General features: G+C 65.0%; 6 protein-coding genes. 4 read left to right on the plus strand and 2 right to left on the minus strand.

Features of this window, described 5'->3' with window-relative positions:
- Positions 1-30 precede the first annotated feature (30 nt).
- The 3 genes from B0G83_RS27900 to B0G83_RS27910 all read left to right on the plus strand — a co-directional run bounded on the left by B0G83_RS27900 (position 31) and on the right by B0G83_RS27910 (position 17,528).
- Positions 31-2,295 (plus strand): tetratricopeptide repeat protein, encoded by a 2,265-nt coding sequence (locus tag B0G83_RS27900; RefSeq protein WP_105510756.1) that lies wholly within the window; start codon positions 31-33, stop codon positions 2,293-2,295.
- Positions 2,292-4,655, plus strand: coding sequence for a tetratricopeptide repeat protein (locus B0G83_RS27905; protein WP_308701493.1), 2,364 nt, complete (start codon positions 2,292-2,294; stop codon positions 4,653-4,655). Before B0G83_RS27900 ends, B0G83_RS27905 begins: the two co-directional genes overlap by 4 nt.
- A gap of 195 nt (positions 4,656-4,850) precedes the next feature.
- Positions 4,851-17,528 (plus strand): filamentous haemagglutinin family protein, encoded by a 12,678-nt coding sequence (locus tag B0G83_RS27910; protein ID WP_105510626.1) that lies wholly within the window; start codon positions 4,851-4,853, stop codon positions 17,526-17,528.
- Between the two features lie 173 nt (positions 17,529-17,701).
- On the opposite strand, the gene B0G83_RS27915 is transcribed toward B0G83_RS27910, so the two are convergent.
- Together B0G83_RS27915 and B0G83_RS27920 are read right to left on the minus strand one after the other, a co-directional pair.
- Positions 17,702-19,018, minus strand: coding sequence for a substrate-binding domain-containing protein (locus tag B0G83_RS27915; RefSeq protein WP_258168352.1), 1,317 nt, complete (start codon positions 19,016-19,018; stop codon positions 17,702-17,704).
- 123 nt (positions 19,019-19,141) lie between these two features.
- Complete coding sequence (locus B0G83_RS27920; protein ID WP_105510627.1) at positions 19,142-20,452, minus strand: substrate-binding domain-containing protein; 1,311 nt, start codon at positions 20,450-20,452, stop codon at positions 19,142-19,144.
- Positions 20,453-20,771: 319 nt separating this feature from the next.
- Here B0G83_RS27920 and gspF point away from each other — a divergent pair, with 319 nt between their 5' ends.
- Positions 20,772-21,989, plus strand: coding sequence for a type II secretion system inner membrane protein GspF (gspF, locus tag B0G83_RS27925; RefSeq protein WP_105510628.1), 1,218 nt, complete (start codon positions 20,772-20,774; stop codon positions 21,987-21,989).

A 21,989-nucleotide genomic window follows, 5' to 3' on the forward strand; every position in this document is an offset into this window, starting at 1 on the left:
GGCGCGAGCGCGGCAACAGGGGCTGAAACGATGACATCGAATGGGGAAGGGACGACGCTCGCGATCCAGACCGATTCCGCGCGGGCGCGAGACGAGCTCCCGAAGCCCGACGCCGCGCAGCTCGACCGTCTGTTGCAACGGGCGCGCAAGGCGCACACCGAGGGCGGCCTCGACAAAGCGGAGGCCGCGTACGCCGAACTACTGATGCTCGACCCCGCGCATGCGGAAGCGCTGCATCTGCTCGGTGCGGTGCGATTCCAGCAGGGACGGTTGGAGGAAGCCGATGCGTTGATGAGCCGCTCGATCGAGCGGCGACCGGTCGCGCTCGCGCTTGCCAATCACTCGGCCGTGCTGCTGGGTCTCGGGCGGACAGAAGACGCGCTGTCGCGGCTCGACGAAGCGCTGGCGCTGAATCCCGGTCATCAACGCGCGCTGTTTCAACGCGCCGGGTTGCTTGCGCAACTGGGCCGTCACGACGATGCGCTCGCCGCGTACGACCGCCTGCTCGACATCAATCCGGGTTCCGCCGAGGTGCTGCTCAAGCGCAGCGAATCACTGCGCGTGTTGGGGCGGTCCGACGACGCGCTGGTCTGCTGCGACCGCGCGTTGTCGATAGCCGGGCGTTCCTTCGACGTGCTGCGCGAACGTGGACGCGTGTTGCGTGAGCTAGGCCGTTTCCAGCACGCGACGGATAACTACGGTCTGGCGTTGTCGCTCGTGCCGGGCAGTGCGGAAGTGCTGTTCCTGAGAGGCGTCGCGTTTCTGGATCTGCACGAACCCGGCAACGCGCTCGCCGATTTCAACGCGGCGATCGCGGCGAGCCCGAGTTTCGTGGATGCGATCTACAACAGTTCGGTCGCGCTGGAACAGCTTGGGCGGCATCAGGAAACCCTCGCGCGTTGCGACCGCGTGCTCGCCATCGAGCCGAATCATGCGAAGGCCCACGCGAACCGGGGCAATGCGGCGTGTCATCTGGGCCGCGACGGCGAGGGCGCGCAGAGCTATGCGCGCGCTCTCGACGTCGAACCCGACAGCCTCGGCGTGCTGTGCAATTACGCCAGCGCGCTGATCGGCGTCAAGCGTTACGAGGACGCGCGGCAAGCCTGCGACCGCGCGCTTGCGCTCGAACCGGACTACGTGCCCGCGTGGTTCACGCGTGGGCGTGTGTCGCTGGAAACGCACCGTTATGAGGACGCGCTCGGCGACTTCGCGCAGGTGCTGCAAGCGACGCCGCGCGATAAGCTCGCGCATTTCCACACTGGCAATGCGCTGCGTTCCTTGCGCCGTCATGAGGAAGCGAAAGCGGCCTACGCGCAGGCTATCGAGATCGATCCGGACTACGTGCTCGCGCACTGCATGCGCGCGTTTTTGTGTCTGTCGATCGGTGATTTCGAAGCCGGGTGGAGCGAATACGAATGGCGTTGGCGCGACGCGCAACTCGACGGCAGCCGCCGCGAGTTCGTGCAGCCGAGATGGACCCACGGCATGCCGCTCGCGGGCCGCACGATCCTGTTGTATGCGGAGCAGGGTCTCGGCGACACGCTGCAATTCTGCCGTTATGTGCGGCTAGTGAAGGCGCTCGGTGCGACGGTCGTGCTCGAAGTGCAGCGTGAGTTGGCCGGGCTGCTTGAGACGCTCGATGGCGTCGATGCTCTGGTCGTGCGCGGCGGCCCGTTGCCGCCGTTCGATCTGCATTGTCCGTTGCTGAGTCTGCCGCTTGAGTTCCGCACGGAGCAGGCGTCGATTCCCGCGGAAGTGCCTTATCTACGGGCCGATCCCGCGCACGTCGCGCGTTGGGCCGAGCGGCTGGGTGTGCCGCGACGGCCGCAACGGCCACGTATTGGCCTGGTGTGGTCGGGCAATCCGCTGCATCTGAACGACCGCAACCGGTCGATGCCGCTCGCCGACCTGCTGCCGTTGCTCGACGACGCGTTCGACTGGATCAGCCTGCAAAAGGTGGTGCGCGACGAAGATCAGGCCGCGCTCGCCGCGAGTGCGATCCGTCACGTGGGCGATCAGATCGAGGACTTTGCCGATACGGCCGCGCTGACCGCGCTGATGGATTATGTGGTGAGTGTCGACACGTCGGTTGCGCATCTTGCGGGCGCGTTGGGGCGGCCGCTTGCGGTCTTGCTGCCGCATACGCCGGACTTCCGCTGGATGCTCGATCGCGACGACAACCCGTGGTATCCCGGCGCTCGACTATTCCGCCAGGCTGAGGCAGGGAAATGGCAGCCGGTCGTCGAAGCCGTGAAGGCGGCGTTTCCGGCGCTCGTGAATGGAGCGGGCCGGTGAACCGGCAGCACGCGCAAGACGCCGCCTCTCCGTTCGCGCCGGTGGCGAACGGAAGCGCGGTGCAGAAGGCTATCGCGGATTCGTTGCGCAATGCGCGCGCGCTGCTTGAGAAGAACGACCTCGGCCCGGCACAGCGTCTTTATGAAGGCGTGCTGACCCTGTCGCCCGACCACGTCGAGGCGTTGCATCTGCTGGGACTCGTCTGTCTGCGTCAGGGCGATGCGGCGCGCGCGGAACCGCTGATCGCGCGCTCGATGCGCGCGGGTTTGCGGCAAGCCTGGAACTTCACGAATCACGGGGCGGCGCTGGTCGGCGTGGGCCGTTATCGGGACGCGCTGGCCGTGCTCGACGAGGCGTTGAGACTCGATCCCGCGCATCCGCCCGCTCACACGGCGCTCGGCGACGCGTTGCTGGGACTCGAACGCTACGACGAAGCGATCGCCGCCTACGACCGTTCGCTGCAACGCGCGCCCGCGCAAGCCCAGGCGTGGAGCCGTCGCGGCGCCGCGTTACGCGCGCTGGGTCGTCCTGCCGATGCATTGATCAGCCTGGAGCGCGCGTTGAAGCTCGATGCCAACGACGCCGTCACGCATGTCGAGCGCGGTCACGCGCTGCGTGAAGTCGGCCGTCATGACGAAGCGTTGCGGCAGTATCGCCTCGCGATGGTCGTCTGTGGACGCAGCCCCGCGTTGCTGCTGGCCACAGGCATCGCGTTGACGGAACTGGGGCGTGCCGCCGAGTCGCTGACAATCCTCGACGAAGGCCTGCAACTCGCGCCGGACGACACGGCGCTGCTATACGCAAGCTGCGTCGCGCTCGACATGCTGCATGCGCGCGCGGAACTGCTGCGGCGTTGCGACCGGCTCCTCGCCATCGATCGCGAGCAGTCGACCGCCTGGGTGGGACGCGGCAATGCGCTGCTCGGACTCGATCGACATCAGGAAGCAGCCGAGGCCTACAGCGAAGCGCTCAAACGCGCCCCCGACCATATCGACGCGCTGCGCAACCACGCAGCAGCACTGCGCGCACTCGGCCGCCATGACGAAGCGCTCGACGACTACGATCGCGCGCTCGCGCTGACCGGCGCGCACGCCGAGTTGCTGTACAACCGCGCCGTCACGCTGCAACAACTCTCGCGCTACGACGAGGCGATGGACAGTCACGCGAAAGCCGCCTGCGCCCCCGCCGATACCGCGCAACATCTCTATACGCGCGCGGTCGCGTTGCAGCAGATCGGCGAACACGAAGCCGCGCTGCGCGCTTACGTGCAGGCCTGCGAACGCGATCCGCATCATGGCGCGGCGCGTCGCTCCGAGGCGTACTGCCGCTTGCTGATGGGCGACATGGAAAGCGGCTGGCCGCTGCACGAAGCGCGCTGGCACGCCACCGACGTGGCGCTGCACCGGCGTCACGCCGACCGTCCGCTGTGGCTCGGTGTCGAGCCGATTGCGGGCAAGACCGTGCTGCTGCACGCGGAGCAGGGCTACGGCGACACGCTGCAATTCTGCCGCTACGCGAGCCTCGTTCATGCGAAGGGCGCGACGGTGATCCTGCAAGCGCCGCGCGAACTGGCGACGCTGCTGGCGTCGTTGAGCAACGTGAGTGGCATCGTCAGTGAAGACGACGCGATCCCTCCGTTCGATTTTCAGGTTCCGTTGATGAGCCTGCCGCTCGCTTTCCGCACGACGCTCGACACGATTCCCGCGCCGCGCGCTTATCTGCACGCCGATGCGCGGCGGCGCGATGCATGGCGTCGCCGTGTCGATGCCATCGCCCCGCCGCACAAACTGAAAATCGGCCTCGCCTGGTCCGGCAATCCTCGCCACAACAACGACGAAAACCGCTCGCTGTCGTTGGTCGAACTCGCGCCGTTGTTCGCGCTCGATGCGACTTTCGTGAGCCTGCAGCCGCACGTGCGCGAACGCGATCGCGCCGCGCTGGCGGCGAGCGACGTCGTGTGTTTCGACAATGCGCTTGCGGATTTCGCGGACACCGCGGCGCTGATCGATGCGCTCGATGGGGTGATTTCGGTGGATACGTCGGTGGCGCATCTGGCGGGTGCGGTCGGTCGGCCGGTGTGGATTCTGCTGCCGCGCGCACCCGACTGGCGCTGGTTGCTCGAACGCGACGACAGCCCGTGGTATCCGAACGCGCGGCTGTTCCGTCAGGAGCGGCCGGGCGACTGGCCGGCGGTGATCGAACGGGTGGGCAACGCGTTGCTCGAGATGATGCAGGTGGATGACGTGGCAATGCCATGGCAACGGCACGAAAGCGAACGGCATGAGCCGCGTGGGTCGCGTGAGCGACATGAGCCGCCCACAGCAGCAAAAGCTACGGACCATTTGAAGCGGCTCAAATGATGCGTAACAGCCGCAACATCGCTGCCATGCGCGACCCGTATTTTCGATGGATTCAGGCTGGTCGGCGCGGGGTCGGCGAACAGTCGAAGGATCGAAGAATCGGGAATTCGGGTAATCGACATTCGCGGCTTCACGTGGGCGCCAGAGTGGGCGCACGCGGCGGGGTCGTCAACTTCTAAGGTTTCGGGGTGGAGCATGGCAGCACGCGCGCGCGCAGTACGACAACAACACCAGTATCGTTCGCAGACTGTCCTTATCGCCGACGTGCGGCCGCTGCGCCGCGCCGTCGCGCTGATCCTGGCGGCGGGCTTCACGACTCAGGCGCATGCCGCGGGCATCGTCAATCTGGGACAGGCCACCGCGCGTAACGCGGCGAGCGGCGCGGGCGGCTACGGCGGCGCGGGCGTGCCGAATCTCGGCGTGTCGCCGCAGCAGGCGCTGCAGGCGAGTCAACCGTCGATTCGCAACCTCGGTCACGCGGCGCAGGCGATCGCGGCGCAGATTGCCGCGCAAAGCGCGGCAGCGGCGGCCGCCGCGGCGACGGCGTCGAACGTGCCGAACGGGTTGGCGCCTGGCGGCTTGCAGGTGGCGCCGGGCGTCAGCTTCGTGAACAACGGCAAAGGCGCGCTGATCAGCCAGAACACGGATTCGACCAATCCGCTGCTGTGGATCAACGCGAACGGGCCTCAGCAAACCGTCGACAGCAGCGGCCACGTCAACGTGAACGTGACGCAGACCGGCCAGAACGCGATCCTGACCTGGCAGACGATGAACGTCGGCAAGCAGACCACGCTGAACTTCGATCAGTCGGCCGGCACGCAGACGAACGGTGCGAACAATTGGGCGGTGTTCAACCGCATCGTCGATCCGAGCGGCGCGCCGAGTCAGATTCTCGGCAACATCAACGCGCAGGGTGCGGTGTATGTGATCAACCGCAACGGGATTCTGTTCGGCGCGGGGTCGCAGGTGAATGTGCATGCGTTGGTGGCGTCGTCACTCGACCTGCTGAACATGAACGACTACAACCAGACGCTTGTGAACCGCGTGCCCGTGGCGACCGGCACGCTGGCGCAGGACGCTGCGGGGATCGTCGCGAGCAATCAGCAGTTTCTGAGCTTGCCGGCCGGCACCACAGGCGGACTCGCGCCGCGCGAGGCGGGCAATTCGCAGACGGGCGGCGTGCCGGCGAGCGGTTCCGTGCCGAACGAAGTGTTGGGCCTGGGCAACCAGGTGCAGGTGACGTCGCCCAGCCAGGTGCCGGGATGGGGCGACGTGACGATCGCGCCGGGCGCGTCGATCACGACCCACACCAACGGCACGGTGAGCGACGGCGGCCTCGTGATGATCGCCGCGCCCAACGTAAACAACGCCGGCAGCATCACGGCGAGCGGCGGTCAGGTCGTGCTGGCGGCGGGCGTCGGCGTGAGTCTCCTGCCGAACTCGGGCAACCCGCAGGTGCTGCTGCCCGAGTTGAGCGGACAGATCGTCACGACGGATTCGACCGGCAAGAAGATCGACATCACACCGGTCGGCACCCTGACGAATACCGGCATCGTGCAGGCCGCGCGCGGCAACATCAATCTGCTCGGCAGCAGCGTGCAGCAGAACGGTGTCGTGGGCGTGACCACCAGCGTCAACACGCCGGGCGCCATCACGATTTCGACCGTCGATGAATACCAGTCGAACAAGCCGACGGGCAGCGCGTACCTGGGCCTCGGCCAGGCGACCACCGGCGCTGGCGTCGCCAGCGGCGCGGGCCGCGCCGGCCTGCTCAGTTTCGGGCCGGATTCGGTGACGGCGGTGCTGCCGGACACGGACGGCCAGACGGCGACCTCGACGCCGGGCACGACGTTTACGGCCGGCAAGATCGGCATGACGGCGGGCTCGGTATGGTTCCAGGGCGGCTCGCTGATCGAGGCGCCGGGTTCGAGCGTCACGGTCAACGCGCTGACCCAGGCGGTGACCGGCTACGCGACGCCGGCCGGGCAAACCGCGGTGCCCGGCCGCATCTATCTGGACGACGGCGCGACGATCGACGTCTCGGGTCTCGCGAACGTCGAATTGCCGATGTCCAGCATCCTGCTCACGATCGGCCGGATCGGCCAGAACGAACTGGCCGATTCGCCGCTGCTGCGCGACGGTTTCCTGTTCGGCCAGACTGGCGTGGTGGTGGACAGCACGCTCACCGGCACGCGTAGCGACGGCCTGCAGTGGGTCGGCAGCCCGATCCTGAATCTGTCCGGCTACGCGAACGCGATGCCGCGCACGGTCGGCCAGTTGCTGACCAACGGCGGCACGATCACGCTGTCGGGCAACGAGGTGATGACGGCGGCCGGCTCGTCGATGAACCTGAACGGCGGCTACGTGCATTACGACGGCGGCATGGTGAACACCACGCGTCTGGTGGATGCGAGCGGCGCGATCGTGCCGATCGGTCAGGCGAGTCCGTACGACACCTTCGTCGGCATTGCCGGGCAGTTCACCGAGAGCCACCCGCGCTGGGGCGTGACAAAGACCTGGTACAACCCGTTGCAGACGGGTGGGGCCTGGCAGCCCGCGTTTATCGTCGGCGGCAATGCGGGCACGCTCGACGTGTTCGCGTCGCAGTCGATGGTGCTCGACGGCGACATCAGCGCGCAGGCGTTCGGCGGCTCGAAGCAGACGCAGGGTAACGATCTGCCCAGCGGCGGCTCGTTCAATCTCGGCGTCGATCCGAAACTCCTGGGCGCCGGAGCGTTGATCGCGCTGACGCAGAACGGCAGGGATGGCGCGCCGACAGGCGAATTCAGCTTCGTGATCCTGCAGAACGCTGCGCCGAAGCTGAGCGATCTGGCGCCGGGGTTCTCGATCGATACGCCGTTGAATATGGCGGTCCTGAACGGGCTCGCGCCGACTGATCCGAACAACGTGCTGGCGACGATCGTGGTCCCGGTCGATACGCTGAATGCCGGCGGTTTCGCGAACGTCGACATCACGAGCGACAAAAACAGCGGCAAGGGTCTGCTGGTCGCCGACGGCACGAAGCTGACCTTGCAGCCGGGCGGCTCATTCAAATTCAACGGCTCGGTGGCAGGCAGCGCAACGGTCGCGGGCCAGTTGATCGCGCCCTCGGGAACGGTATCGATTTCCGGCGGCGGCAACATCACGGTCGGTCCGGATGCGTTGATCAGCGTCGCGGGCCAGTGGGTGAACAACGACGTTCAGGCCGCGCCGGGCACGACCCCCGGCAACAGCGAGTTCATCAACGGCGGCAGCATCACGCTCGCCACCACCAGCTACAGCACCACCAGCAACAATGTGATCACCGATCGAACCGGGTCGATCCTGTTGCAGCCGGGCAGTGTGCTCGACGTGTCCGGCGGCGGCGAGTTGCAGTCCAACGGCCAGTTGCTGACGAGTAACGGCATTCCGTCCGGTCAGGGCGGCAGCCTGTCGCTGCTCACGTACGTCGCGAAAGGCGGATTCGCATTCGGCGACACGACGAACGGCGCTTTCGCGCTACCCACCCTGCAGCCGACCGGCGCACGCATCGAGATGGACGGCACGATCCGCAGCGCAGGCTTCGCGGGTGGCGGCACCTTGACCTTGCAGACGCTGGGCTTTCAGATCGGCGGCGATGCAACGCAGGCGCCGGCCTGGGATCTCGTGCTGCCGCCCAGTTTCTTCGCGACCCAGGGGTTCGGCGGTTATGTGCTCAATGCGTTTTACGACGCGACCGTGGCACCCGGCACCTTGTTGCGTGTCACCCAGCAGAATCTGATGCCGGACGCAGTCGCGTTGCAGCGCACCGCCAGCGGCGCGGATCTGTCGACAGGCAGGCTGACGACATTGGGGACGCTCGATGCGTACCACCGCCAGCCGACCAGCTTCACGATGACGGGCGGCGGCTATGCCGCGTGGACCCAGCTCGATTCGAACGGGATCGCGCAGGTGCCGGTCTACCCCGGCGTGACCGGCGGCGTGAGCGTCGGGGAGGGTGCCGCGATCGTCGCGGATGCCGGCGCCAGCATCGGGCTCGGTTCGCCCGCGCAGGTGACCGTGCTGGGCTCGCTGATCGCGCCGGGCGGCTCGATCACGCTGAACGCCGACACGAGCACGGCCTTGCATACGCTGCCTGGACAGTACCAGGCCAACACGTTCACGAGCGACAGCAAATCCGTGTGGCTCGGCGCAGACGCGCTGCTCGACGTCGCCGGCGTGGCGCTGGTCAATCCGCTCGCGGCGCCCGTCAAGAACGGCCTGACCGCCATCACGCCGAATACGGGCAAGGTGCTGGCGGGCGGCAGCGTGACACTGTCCGACGATTCGGGCTACATGGTGGCGCAGGCGGGCTCGAAGATCGACGTCTCCGGCGCATCGGCGGTCTTCGACCAGTTGCAGGCCAATGGCACGTACGCGTCGCAGCCGGTCTGGAGCAACGCCGGGTCGATTACGCTGGGCGCGTCGAGCGGCCTCTTTTTCGACGCGACGCTCGTCGCTCACGGTGGCGCGGCGCAGGCGGCGGGTGGCACGCTGACGATCCAGCCCGAGCAGAATTCGTCATCCAGCGCGTTTAAGGCCGACGGCACGCAAACGACGCTGGTCGGCGCGACCGCGCTCGTCGTGCGCGAGGACGGCACCCTCGTGCCGCAGGGTTTGGCGCCGGGGCAGAGCTTCACAACGGCCATCGATCCGACGACCGGACAGGCGCTGGGGCAGCCGAACGGCGTGCTCCAGTTCGCCGCCGATCACCTGAACGATTCGGGGATCGCGAATCTGGTGCTGGGCAATACCGCGATCGTGAGGGGCACGCCGGCGGCGCTGGCGTTCGCCGGCGACGTCAACCTCACGCTGCCCGGTTCGGTCACGCTGAACGCGGGGCGTATCGCGGCGATCGGCATGGACCAGTTGACCACGTTGCTGTCCACACCCGCGATTCAACCGACACCGCAGAATCCGACGCCCATCCCCGTGCTATCGACGCTGCTGGCCACGGCGCCGCAGAACGCGCTGGGCACAACGGTCAACATCGACGCGCCCTATGTCGCGCTGATCGGCCCCACGGTCAACAGCAATTCGAACGTGTTCAAGCCGGTCGAGACGCTTTCGAACGGCACGCTGAACGTGAATGCATCGTTCATCGATCTGGAGAACCAACTTCAGCTGAACAACTTCGGCGCGGCGAACTTCACGAGCAGCGGCGACATCCGCCTCAGTTCGAGCAATGCGTTGCAGACCGGCGGCATTGGACTGATGGCCGGCGAACTCTTCACGCCCGGTAATCTGACGTTCAAGGCGGCGGATCTGTATCCGTCGACCGGCAGCACCTTCGTGCTCGCCGCTGTCGGACCCACGAACCCGGCGACGAACCAGCCCGCGCCGACCACCATCGCGTTTGAATCGAACGGTACGGCGGGCGTGCCGCTCTCGGCGGGCGGCACGCTGTTGGTGGATGCGTCAAACATCGTGCAGGGGGGCACCGTGCGCGCACCGTCGGGCACGCTGGTGTTTGGCGTCGGCGATCCCACCAGCGTCGCCACGCAGACCCAGTTCAGCACGACCACGCTCGTCGCGACCGACTCGGTCAGGTTCGCCAACGGCAGCGTGACGTCGGTGTCGAACGATGGCCGTGTGATTCCGTACGGCACGACGGTCGATGGCGCCGAGTGGCAGTTCAACCCGATGTCCGGCGCGACGGCGCCGGATCTGACGGCGCCGCCCTCGAAATTTATCGGCGTGAACGGCGGCACCGTGGCGTTGAACAAGGGCGCGACGATCGATCTGTCGGGCGGCGGCAGTCTGCAGGCGGCTGAATGGGTGCCCGGCACCGGCGGCACGCGCGACGTGCTGTCGCAATACAACGTCAGTTATGCGAGCACCGCAAGCGGTGTCGCGTTGCCGGTGAATGCGAACGCATCGAACGTCTACGCGATCCTGCCGGGCGCGCAGACACCGGTGTCCGCGTACGACCCGACCTTCGCGCAGACGCTGCAACCTTCCACCAACGCGAACGGCACGGTGAGCACCAGCACGGCGACGCTCGGCGTCGGCCAGGCCGGCACGGGCAGCGCGCTTGGGCAGTCGGTCTATCTGAGCGGCGTGCCGGGTCTCGCGCCGGGCTACTACACGCTGCTGCCGGGTAAATATGCGACTTTGCCCGGCGCCTACCGGGTCACGGTGGCAAGCGCGGGCGGCAATCTGACGCCGGGCTCCCATAATGCGCTGGCCGACGGCACGGTGCTGACCGCCGGATACTTCGGCAACGCGATCACGGGCAGCCGCAGCGCAACGCCGACACTGTTCAGCGTGCAGTCGGGACCGGTGTGGCAGCAATACTCGCAATACACGCTGACGAACGCCGACCAGTTCTTCCCGACGCTCGCCGCGGGCAAGGGCAACGTGACGCCGCCGTTGCCGGTCGACGCGGGTCAGTTGGCGCTCGCGGCAAATCACGCGCTGACCCTCGGCGCGGTGCTGAATACCGCGGCCGGACCGGGCGGCGCGCCGGCCGAGGTCGATATCGCGTCGCAGAACATCCAGATCACCGGCAACGGCGCGCCGACGCTCGCAGGTTATCTGCAGATCAGCGCGACCGATCTCGATTCGCTGAACGCGGGCAGTCTGCTGATCGGCGGCACGCGCACCGCGACGACGACCGGCATCTCGATCAACGCGCTCGCCGACAGCGTGGTGGTCTCCAACAACGCAGCGAGCGTGCTGAGCGGACCGGAGATCCTGCTGGTCACGAAGACCGACCCGAGCGGCACGGACCCGAACGCGGCAAACGGTCTGCGCGTCGACGCGGGCGGCGCGATCAGCGCGAGCGGCAGCTATCCGGCCGCGAAGGATCAGCCGATCGCGATCGCGGGCGACGGCTCGTTGCTGCGCGTATCGAACGGCGCGATGACCACGGTCACGCGCACCGGCGCGACCGGCACAGGGCTGCTTACCGTCGGCGCGAACGCGACGCTGAACGGCGGCCAGGCATTGACGCTGGATTCGTCCGGCAACCTGAAAGTGGACCCGAGCGCGACGCTGTCGGCGAAGGCGATCACGGTGGATGGTTCCGCCATTACCTTCACGAACCAGGGCGGGGCGGCGGCTGCGAACCTGCCGGGCTTCGTGCTCGACCCGGCTGGGCTTGCACAACTCGCGAACGCGCAGCAGGTGATTCTGCGCAGCGCGGGCGCGATGAATTTCATCGGCAATGTCGATGCGACGTTCGGCAACAGCATCGATTTGAGCGCGGGGACGTTCACGAGCGACGGCGGCAATGTCGTGCTCAACGGTCAGCAGGTCGCCTTCACGAACGAGGCGGGCGCGCCGTTGTCGAGCGCGGCGGCGGGCAATGGGACGCTGACGGTCAACGCGAAGGAAATCGACTTCGGCAGTGGCGACAAGATCGTCAACGGCTTCGGCTCGGTGACGATGAATGCGCAGAACGGCATCGTCGGGCAGCATACCGGCACGTTCGATTTCGGCGCGTTGCCGGTGACGCTGAATGCGCCCGTGTACCTCACCGATACGAGTTCGTCGACGACCGTGAAGACGACCGGCTTGCTGACCTTGAACGGCGCGGCGGGGACTGCATTGACGCGGACCGCGGTCGGCGGCGCGTTGACGCTCATCGGCGGCACGCTGACGGATAACGGTGCGACGATCGCCGCGCCGGCCGGCAATGTCAGTCTCGAAGCGACCAGCGGCAATCTGACCATCGGCAACGGTTCGACGGTGAGCGCGGCGGGCGTGGCGAAACAGTTCTTCGACGTCGCGGCGTTCGCGCCGGCCGGTTCGATCACGTTGACCGCCGACACAGGCACGGTCGACGTGCAGTCCGGTTCGACGCTGGATTTTTCCGCCGCGAAGGGCGGCGGCGCGGCAGGCAGTCTGACGGTGTCGGCGCAGCAGCAGGGCGTGAACCTGAACGGCACGCTGAAGGGCGGCGCGGCTAGCGGCTTCGCAGGCGGTTCGATCTCGCTCGCTACCGGCATTGGGTTCAACCTGGACGCGCTCGCGCAGACGCTGGCATCGAGCGGCGTGAACAACGCGATCTCGATCCGGACGAAGTCGGGCAACCTCACGCTGTCGGCGGCCAATACGCTGACTGCGCATCAGGTTGCTTTGACCGCGGACGGCGGAGCGGGCGGGCAGGACCCGAACAACGGCAACGTGCGGATTCTCGGCACCATCGACGCGTCCGGCGTGGCTGGTGGCCAGATCGGTTTGTACGGCCGCAGCGGAGTCGATGTCGAAGGCACGCTGAGCGCGAAAGGGTCGAGCGCGACGCAGCGCGGCGGCGCCGTCGTGATCGATACGACCGGCACGCCGGGCAGCGTGGTCACGGTGAATCCGACCTACGGCTACGAAAATATTTCGGCGGCGAATTCGGGCGTGATCAAGCTCGGCAACCAGGCGGTAATCGATGTGTCGGGCGGTACCGCGGGCGGCCTGTCGGGCGGCACGGTCGGCTTTCGCGCGCCTTTGCTCGATGACGGCGGCGTGAACGTGACGCTGCAACCCGGCGCGCAGATCAAGGGCGCGCGTAGCGTCAATCTCGAAGCGTACGCGGTGTGGAGCACGAGCGATCCGAGCACGGGCGCGAAGCATTTCGACGGCATCGTCGATCCTGCCGGCTGGTACAACAACAGCGTGGCAGGCGCGTCGCAGCCGGGCATGGTCGCGGGCACATGGACCGATCAGACAGGCAACACGCTGGCCGCGCCGACCACGCCCGCGCAATTGACGAACTATCTGACCAGCGACTTCTTTACACCGGCGCAGGCCAATACGGATCATCAGGGTTTCTATGGTTATCTGAACGGCGACGCGAATGCCGCCGTACCAGGCACGTTGATGAGCTATGTCGAGAACGGCGTGAGCGGCGTGGCGGCGCAATTCGCCGGCACCGGTATCGCGAATTTCCACGTGGTGCCGGGCATCGAGCTGGACAATCCGGGCACGGCGATCAACAACGGCAACATCTCCGTGTTGACGAACTGGAATCTCGGCGCGGGCACGTCCCCGACCAATCTCGCGTTCCGTTTTAACGGCCAGGCGCCTGTTATCACTTTTCGGGCCGACAACAACGTCAAGGTCGACGCCAGTCTGACGGACGGTTTTTTCCAGATCGCGAATCCGGTGGGTAACGGCATCACGGCGGCGATTCCGCCTGCATCGACCTTCGGTACGGTGGAAGCGGCGTGGGCGACGACCACGATTGGCGCGGGCTACATACTCGCCAACTACGAATACGCTGGGCTGACAGCTCCAGCCAACTGGACTTCGGGCGATGCCGGCGAGATTGCCCAGTATTACGGGATGTATCAGCAGTACGCGCAATACCTGTCGTCGCAGGATGCTAGCGGGCAATACATCTTTGCCGGTTCGCTGCCCTTTTCTCAAGCTGCTCCTGTCGCGCCGGGCCAACCCGTGCTCGGCGTCGCGGCGCCGACCATCGCGGATGAGCAGGCCGACCCGACTGCGTATCCCCGCTATCTTGCGCTCTACGAAACCTATCGCGTCCAACTGCTTAGATGGCAGCAGGCGAACCCCGCCATCACCGCGCACGTCGATCAGTTGCAGGCGCCGCCTGTCACGCTGGTGACGGTCATTACCCAGCCTATCGTCGTGCAGGCGGCGCCGACGGACAATTCGCCGTCGCCGGTTGCGTCGGCCGGCAATGGTTTGCCGTTACTTTCCGCAGGGCTCGTCAAAGGCCCCAGCAGTTCGTACCGGATCGTGGCGGGAGCCGACCTGTCCAGCGCCGATCCGCTGTCCGTGCAGGCTGCGCCGGCGTTTTCGACAGCCGCCGCGCCGTCGCTGGCAGGCGGCGGCAACGTGACGATGGGCGGCTACTTCGCTTACGCGAACTCCAACAATCCCAACAACCCGGACAACCTGGTGCTGCTGGCGCCGACGATGATTCGCACGGGCATGGGCTCGATCGATGTCGTCGCGGGTAACGGCGTATCGTTCTTCGATCCGGCCGTGACGCCGAAGAACAACCCGAATGTGCTGGTCGTGCCCGGCGTGATCTATACCGCCGGCGTGCCCGCCGCGGACGCGCCGCCGGTGACGGGTAACGGCGCCGTCATGAGCGGCGGCGCCGGTCATCAGGACATCCTGGTTTCGCCCACCGTGAATCCGGATTCCGCCGGGGACATCACGATTCGCGCGCAGGGCGACATCAACTCCGTCGAATACATGACGGACGCACAAGGGACGGTGACAGGCGTACGCGGCTCGAACATCAGCCAGTTCTGGTGGCAGTGGATGCAGATCACGCCGAACCTGATGCTGGTGAATGACGCGATTGTCAACCTCCTGACCCGCACGTCGATCGATTTCGGTGCGTTCGATCAGGGGGTGATGAGTGTCGGCGGAAACGTTTCGATCAACGCGGGCGGCAATATTTCCGATCTGTCGGTATCGCTGCCGACAACGTGGTATCTGAACGGCAATACGCCGGTAACGGTGGGCGGCGGCAATCTGGGCGTGCACGCGGACGGCAATATTCTGAGCGGCGATTATTTCGTTGCGAAAGGCACCGGGACGATCAGTGCGGGCGGCAGCATCGGCGCGGATCTGTCCATTCCTTCTCCGATTGCCAGTCCTGTACCTCTTCCTCTTTCAACGGTGCTTGCGGCGCAGGACGGCATCTTCAACGTGACGGCGCAGCAGGGCGTGGATATCGGTGCGGTGCTCGACCCGTCGTATTCGAGCAGCTTCTTCGCGACGGGCGGCGCAGGCAGTAACAACCTCACGAACTACCGCCAGTACGCCGATAGCCAGGGATACTCGGCGAGTTCGTCGGTGAATATCCTGTCCACCACGGGCGACATAGTCATGGGGGAATTGGGTTCGACTCTGACGGGCGCCAACGGCACGTTGCCGGCCAGCCTCAATCTCACCGCGCTCAACGGCGGTATCGGCGTGCAGTCGGGCGGATTGCTGTATCCGTCCACGGTCGGGCAGTTGAACCTGATCGCGGATCAAACGGTGACGCTTTCCGCGGGATTGTCCGACCAGTTCGGCATGAGCGACGCCGATCCGGCGCAGATGCCCTCGCCGACGCAACCGACGGCCACGCCAGCCCCTCACGCGGCCAGCCCGCTGCATGCCGACGATACGACGCCTGCACGAATCTATAGCCTGAACGGCAGCATCGTGGACGGCATGCTCGCGACGACCGGCGGCGCGGCGGGTTTCTACAATCATCTTGTCACGGTCTCGACCGACAAGCCGACGCTGATTCAGGCCGGACAGGACATCGTGAACCTCGCGTTCAACGGTCAGAACCTGCGTGGTTCCGACGTAACGCGTATCCTGGCGGGGCGCGATATCTTCGATGCTCCGATTCCGCATTTCGGTGCTGGAATCATCCCCGCGCTCGTGCTTGGCGGCCCGGGCACATTCGATGTCGAGGCTGGTCGCAATATCGGTCCGCTGACCAGCCAGCAGCAGGCATTTATCGCGTTGGGCTCCGCGTATCCCGCGGGAACGATCTTGCCGACCGGCATCGACGCGGTGGGTAATGCTAACAATCCGAACCTGCCGCATGAAAGCGCCGCTATCAACGTACTGTTCGGTATCGGACCCGGCGTCAATCTCGCGACATTCATCTCGACCTACATCGCGCCGGGCAACGCAATTCCTGGCGTATCGGGCACGACAGCGGCGCTGGTGGCATTCATGCAGCAATACGATGAAGGTCTCGGAGTCGATACCGGTCTGAAAAACGACAAGGACGCCGCGCAGAAACGTGTAGGTACGCTGTCCGCAGGCGACGCCTGGGCGCAGTTTCAGGCGCTTCCATCTTACGTACAGCAGCTTTTTGCCGAGCAGGTGTTGTTCAACGTGCTGACTCAGGTCGGCACCGACTACAACAATCCCGCCAGTCCGTATTACCAAAAGTATGCGCGCGGCTACGAGGCCATCAATACGCTGTTTACCGCCTCGTTTGGCTATACGGCGAACAATCTGGCCGGTGGCAGCAACGGCGCCAATCAGACGGCCAATACCGGCAACCTCGACATCCGGAGCACGACGATCCAGACACAGCAGGGCGGCAACATCTCGATACTGGGCCCCGGCGGGCAAGCGCTCGTCGGCAGTACGAACGCGCCGCCCGAGATCGTCGGCAGCAACGGCAAGGTGGTGGCGGGTCCCGGTACGATGGGTATCCTCACGTTCGAACAGGGTGACATCAATATCTTTACCGACCAGAGCGTGCTGCTTGCGCAAAGCCGGATTTTCACCGAGCAGGGCGGCAACCTGACGATCTGGAGTTCAAACGGCGATATCAATGCCGGCAAGGGAGCGAAGTCGTCGGCCGATACGCCGGCGCCGCAATACACGTGCGACATCAATCATTACTGCACGGTCGACGCGCGCGGCGAAGTGACCGGGGCCGGCATTGCGACCTTGCAGTCGCTGCCGGGCTCGCCGCCGGGCGATGCCAATCTGATCGCGCCGCGCGGTACGGTGGATGCAGGAGACGCCGGCATCCGCGTGTCAGGCAATCTGAACGTGGCCGCGCTGCACGTCGCGAACGCCGACAACATCCAGGTACAGGGTAGCTCGTTGGGTATTCCGGTCGGGCAGTCGGTCAACACGGGCGCGCTGAGCGCCGCCAGTTCGGCGGCGTCCGCGGCGAGTCAAATGGCGCAGGACATCGCGAAGAACAACGCGACGGGCGGCGCGGCGCGTCGCTGGACCATTTCCGTACAGGTGGAAGGTTTCGGCGACCCGACGGACGACGGCAAAAAACGCCGGCGCGAGCAGCTCGGCTACGACTCGTCCAGCGCGGTGTCGATCGTTGGGTTCGGACAGGTGGGACCGACGCAGCGGGCCGTGCTCAGCGAGCAGGAGCGCGACAGGCTGGGCAAGATCTGAACGAAGCGGGGCGCGCCCGATAGTGTGATCCGGGCGCTTCGTTCGAGTGTGTGGAATGCCTGATGTTCACCGCTCGATGTTTGACGGAAACGGCAGTATAAAAAAACCGCACTTCGTTGACCGAGGTGCGGTTTTGCATTTTGGGCACCGTCAACAATTGGCCATGGCCGGCTTTATCGGCCCGTCACTGTTCCGGAACAAGCGCTTGCATTGCCGATGTCCAGGTTCCAGCCCCTTGGGTTGCTCAGGAAATCGTTCGATATAGGGGCTTGAAAGCTTTCCGGAACCGGGTCGAAACCGTAACCACGAATCAAGGCCGCGAACGCGGGGTTCGTGTAGTGGTCGTTCAGAAAATCATGTACAGCGGTCGTAATGCCTGGATCGGTATAACACTGGCTAAGGATAATCTGGCTTGTACCCGACACAGGATAGCCCCAATGTGGATTCGAGAGCTCCATATAAGCCCTCCCCGAGGTTGGCACCCAGTTCGCCGGCTTAGCGGCGGCAAGCCTGATGACCGGCATGTTTAACAAGCCTACGGCCGTCGTCGCGTTAGGCCCTGTCGGCGCATAGTAAATCAGGTTTCTCGAATTAAGGAGGCTTGCCACTTGCAACTGGAATGAGGCCGACGCGCTCGACGGTGCGAGGAAGGTATTCGTGTACGCAGGGCTCAGGTAAGCGACTGCGGCGGTGCCGGCCCCGAGATTGGAAATTAACTGCCGCTGGACACCGCTGCTACTCGTCGCCGCGACGAAATTTGACGGCATCCCGTTCGGAAAGGAACTCGCGAGCATCATCGAGTCGACGAACGTAATACCGGCCTTCGTGTAGCTCGATGCCGGGCAAACGGCTGCGAGGTGCCGCGTCATTAACTCGGTTGTACCACTGGCTTGCGCGGGGTAGACAACCTGGATCGCGGCCGTCGGATATCGGGTCAACTTTTCTGGATCCATGACCTGATTCCAGTTGGATAAGCTGCCAGAAAAAATCCCGCACAGATCGTCATCGTTCAGAGCAATACTGTGAGCCTGACCCGGCGTCGTTTGAGGCGTCGTCGCGCTTGTTACTGCAGGTGCGTTGACCATTGCAATCGCGATCGGCGTAATGAGGTACGGAATCTGGATCAGCGGACCGCTGGTCGCGCCCAAGGCGTTTTGATATGACGTGATCTGCGCGGTGGTAAGGGCCGCGTCGCTGTTTGCGAAATAAACCGAACCCGTCAACTGCGGATTGAGGAACGATGGCTGGTTGCGGAAGAACGCCTCTTGACCTGAGCCCGAACCGACCGGGTAATAACTGAAGTTCGCTTCGCTGGTGCCAAAGAGACCGATCTCGGTAGCCGGCTGAATGGCGGTGCCGAGAAGTGGTTGCACAAGCGACGATCCGCCGCCTTGCACTAGCGGACCGGCGGCCATCGTCGTCGTTGTGCCCATACCTGAAAGCACCAGGGCCAATAGCTGATGAAGTTTTCTCTGTCGATTGCGTTTCATGCGGTCATCCGTTGAAAACGGGACAGGTTGAATGCCCGGTTTGACCAAAAAAACCGCGCCTCCGGTATCGCTCCGGAGGCGCGGTTGATGGAAATGACGCTGTGGTCAGCTAGCGGGCAAGACTTAACGACCCGTGACCGTACCCGTGCAAACGCTCGCGTTGCCGATGTCGAGGTTCCAGCTCTTCGCGTTGCTCAGGAACTCGTTCGAGATCGCCGTTTGATAGGTGGAAGGAACCGTGTCGAAACCGTTGCCGTGAACCACTGCCGCGAACGTGCTGCTCGTGAAGTGATCGTTCAGGAAGTCATGCACAGCCGTCGTGACAGCCGCGCTGGCGTAGCACTGGCTCAGGATGATCTGGCTCGTGCCCGACACCGGATAGCCCGAAGCCGGATTGGCGAGCGCCGTGTAAGTAGCGCCGGAGGTCGGCACCCAGTTGGCCGGGCTCGATGCGAGACCCTTCGTGGCCGGCGGCGCAACCGAGCCCAGCGCCGTCGTCGCGTTAGCCGACGTCGGTGCGTAGTACGTGCTGTTCTTCGCGTTCAGCAGGCTGGCCACCTGAAGCTGCGCCGAAGCCGACGAGCTCGACGGTGCGAGGAACGTGTTCGTGTAGTCAGGGCTCAGGTAAGCCACCGCTGCCGTGCCGGCTGCGAGGTACGAGGTCAGTTGGGTCTTCACGCCGCCGCTGCCCGTCGCTGCCACGAAGTTCGCGGGCACGCCGCTCGGGAAGGAGTTCGAGAACGTCAGCGAGTCGACGAACGTCACGCCGGCCTTGGTGGCGCTCGATGCCGGGCAGACGGCTGCCAGGTGGCGCGTCAGCAGTTCGCTCGTGCCGCTGCTATCCGCGCGGTACACGACCTTGATCGCGCCAGCCGGGTAGAGGGTCTTCTTTTCCGGATCCGTGACCTGGCTCCAGTCGGTGAAGTTGCCTGAGAAGATACCGCACAGATCGTCGTCGTTCAGCGCAATGCTGTGTGCCTGACCCGGCGTGGTTTGCGGCGTCGTCGTGCTCGTCACGGCCGGCGCGTTGATCACCGGGAACGTGATCGGCGTGACGATGTACGGAATTTGGATCAGCGGACCATTGGTGGTGCCCAGGCCAGCTTGATACGACGTGATCTGCGCGGTGGTCAGCGCTGCATCGCTATTGGCGAAATCGACCGTGCCCGTCAGGCCCGGCGCAAAGAACGTCGGCTGGTTGCCGAGGAATGCGTTCTGGCCTGCGCCCGAACCGACCGAGTAGTACGTGAAGGTGGCTTCGCTGGTGCCGAACAGACCGATTTCGGTGTTGGCCTGGCTGACGCTGCCGATCGTCGGCGCGACGAGCGACGAGCCGCCGCCTTGAACCAGGGGAACCGCCATTGCCGCCGATGCGCCTACGCCCGACACGACGAGAGCCAGAATTTGACAGATCTTGCGCTTGCTGGATTTCATGAGATTTCCTTGCACGAAGAAAAAGAGTGAACCTGCCGATGCAGCCGGAACGATGTCGTTGACCGCGCAGCTACTTTAGGATGAACGTCGTCTTGATCTCGTGAATTTTTCATAACGAAAGGTACGCAACATTTCGGCATCCTTCGTTTGAGCCTGATATCTCAATCTGGGAATAAAACGTCTATTCCGCCGCATTGGCGTCGCGCAAAAAAGGTAGCCCACCATTCGTCACAAAACTGCGCCGGTTCACTGTCTAGTCTCTTCCAACGCAGCAACGCAGCAACGCGTCACGCACATAGACGAAGGGGAGATCAACAACGTGTCCGCATTCCGGTACGAAGCCATCGACATGGCGGGCAAGACGCTGAAGGGCGTACTCGAGGCGGACAGCGCGCGCGCCGGGCGCACGCAGTTGCGCGGTCTGGGGCTCACGCCGCTGGTCGTCGAACTGGCCGCGTCGCGGCTGCAAGGCGAGCGCAGCCGGCGGCTCGGCGCGGGGCGCAAGCTGTCGCAACGTGAGCAGGCCATCCTCACGCGGCAACTGGCGAGTCTGCTGATCGCGGGTCTGCCGCTCAACGAAACGCTCTCGGTACTCAGCGAACAGGCCGAACGCGATTACATCCGCGAATTGATGGCATCGATTCGCGGAGAAGTGGTCGGCGGTCATTCGTTCGCGAATGCGTTGACGCAGCACCCGCGCGATTTTCCGGACATCTATCGCGCGCTGGTCGCCGCGGGCGAACACACCGGCAAGCTCGGCATCGTGCTGTCGCGTCTCGCGGACTACATCGAGCAAAGCAATGCGCTCCGGCAGAAAATCCTGCTGGCGTTTACCTATCCGGCCGTCGTCACGTTCATCGCGTTCGGCATCGTCACGTTTCTGCTGAGCTACGTGGTGCCGCAAGTGGCGAACGTGTTCACCAGCACGAAACAGGCGCTGCCGTTTCTGACGGTGGCGATGCTCGCGTTATCGGACTACGTGCGGCACTGGTGGTGGGCGACGCTCATCGCAGTCGGCGTGATCGTGTGGATCGTGCGCGGTGTGCTTGCGCGGCCAGGGCCGCGTCTTTCGTTCGACCGCTGGCTGCTCACCGCGCCGCTCGCGGGAAGGATCGTGCGCGGCTACAACACGGTGTGTTTCGCCAGCACGCTGGGCATTCTCACGGCAGCCGGCGTGCCGATTCTGCGAGCGTTGCAGGCGGCCGGCGAAACGCTCAGCAATCGCGCGATGCTCGCCAATATCCAGGACGCGATCGTGCGCGTGAGGGAAGGCACGTCGCTGTCGCGTGCGCTCGGCAATACGAAGACGTTTCCGCCGGTGCTGGTGCATCTGATCCGCTCGGGCGAAGCGACCGGCGACGTGACGACGATGCTCGACCGCGCGTCCGACGGCGAGTCGCGCGAACTCGAACGGCGCACGATGTTTCTGACCAGCCTGCTCGAACCGCTGCTGATTCTGGCGATGGGCGGTGTCGTGCTGGTGATCGTGCTGGCGGTGATGATGCCGATCATCGAGTTGAACAACATGGTGCAGTGA

The organism is Paraburkholderia sp. BL21I4N1, from assembly GCF_002973525.1.
GTDB lineage: Bacteria > Pseudomonadota > Gammaproteobacteria > Burkholderiales > Burkholderiaceae > Paraburkholderia.

Bases quoted from the DNA above. Each gene is read 5' to 3' on its own strand.
- B0G83_RS27900 (WP_105510756.1), top strand. From the start codon at position 31: ATGACATCGAATGGGGAAGGGACGACGCTCGCGATCCAGACCGATTCC.
- B0G83_RS27910 (WP_105510626.1), top strand. From the start codon at position 4,851: ATGGCAGCACGCGCGCGCGCAGTACGACAACAACACCAGTATCGTTCG.
- B0G83_RS27915 (WP_258168352.1), bottom strand. From the start codon at position 19,018: ATGAAACGCAATCGACAGAGAAAACTTCATCAGCTATTGGCCCTGGTG.
- B0G83_RS27920 (WP_105510627.1), bottom strand. From the start codon at position 20,452: ATGAAATCCAGCAAGCGCAAGATCTGTCAAATTCTGGCTCTCGTCGTG.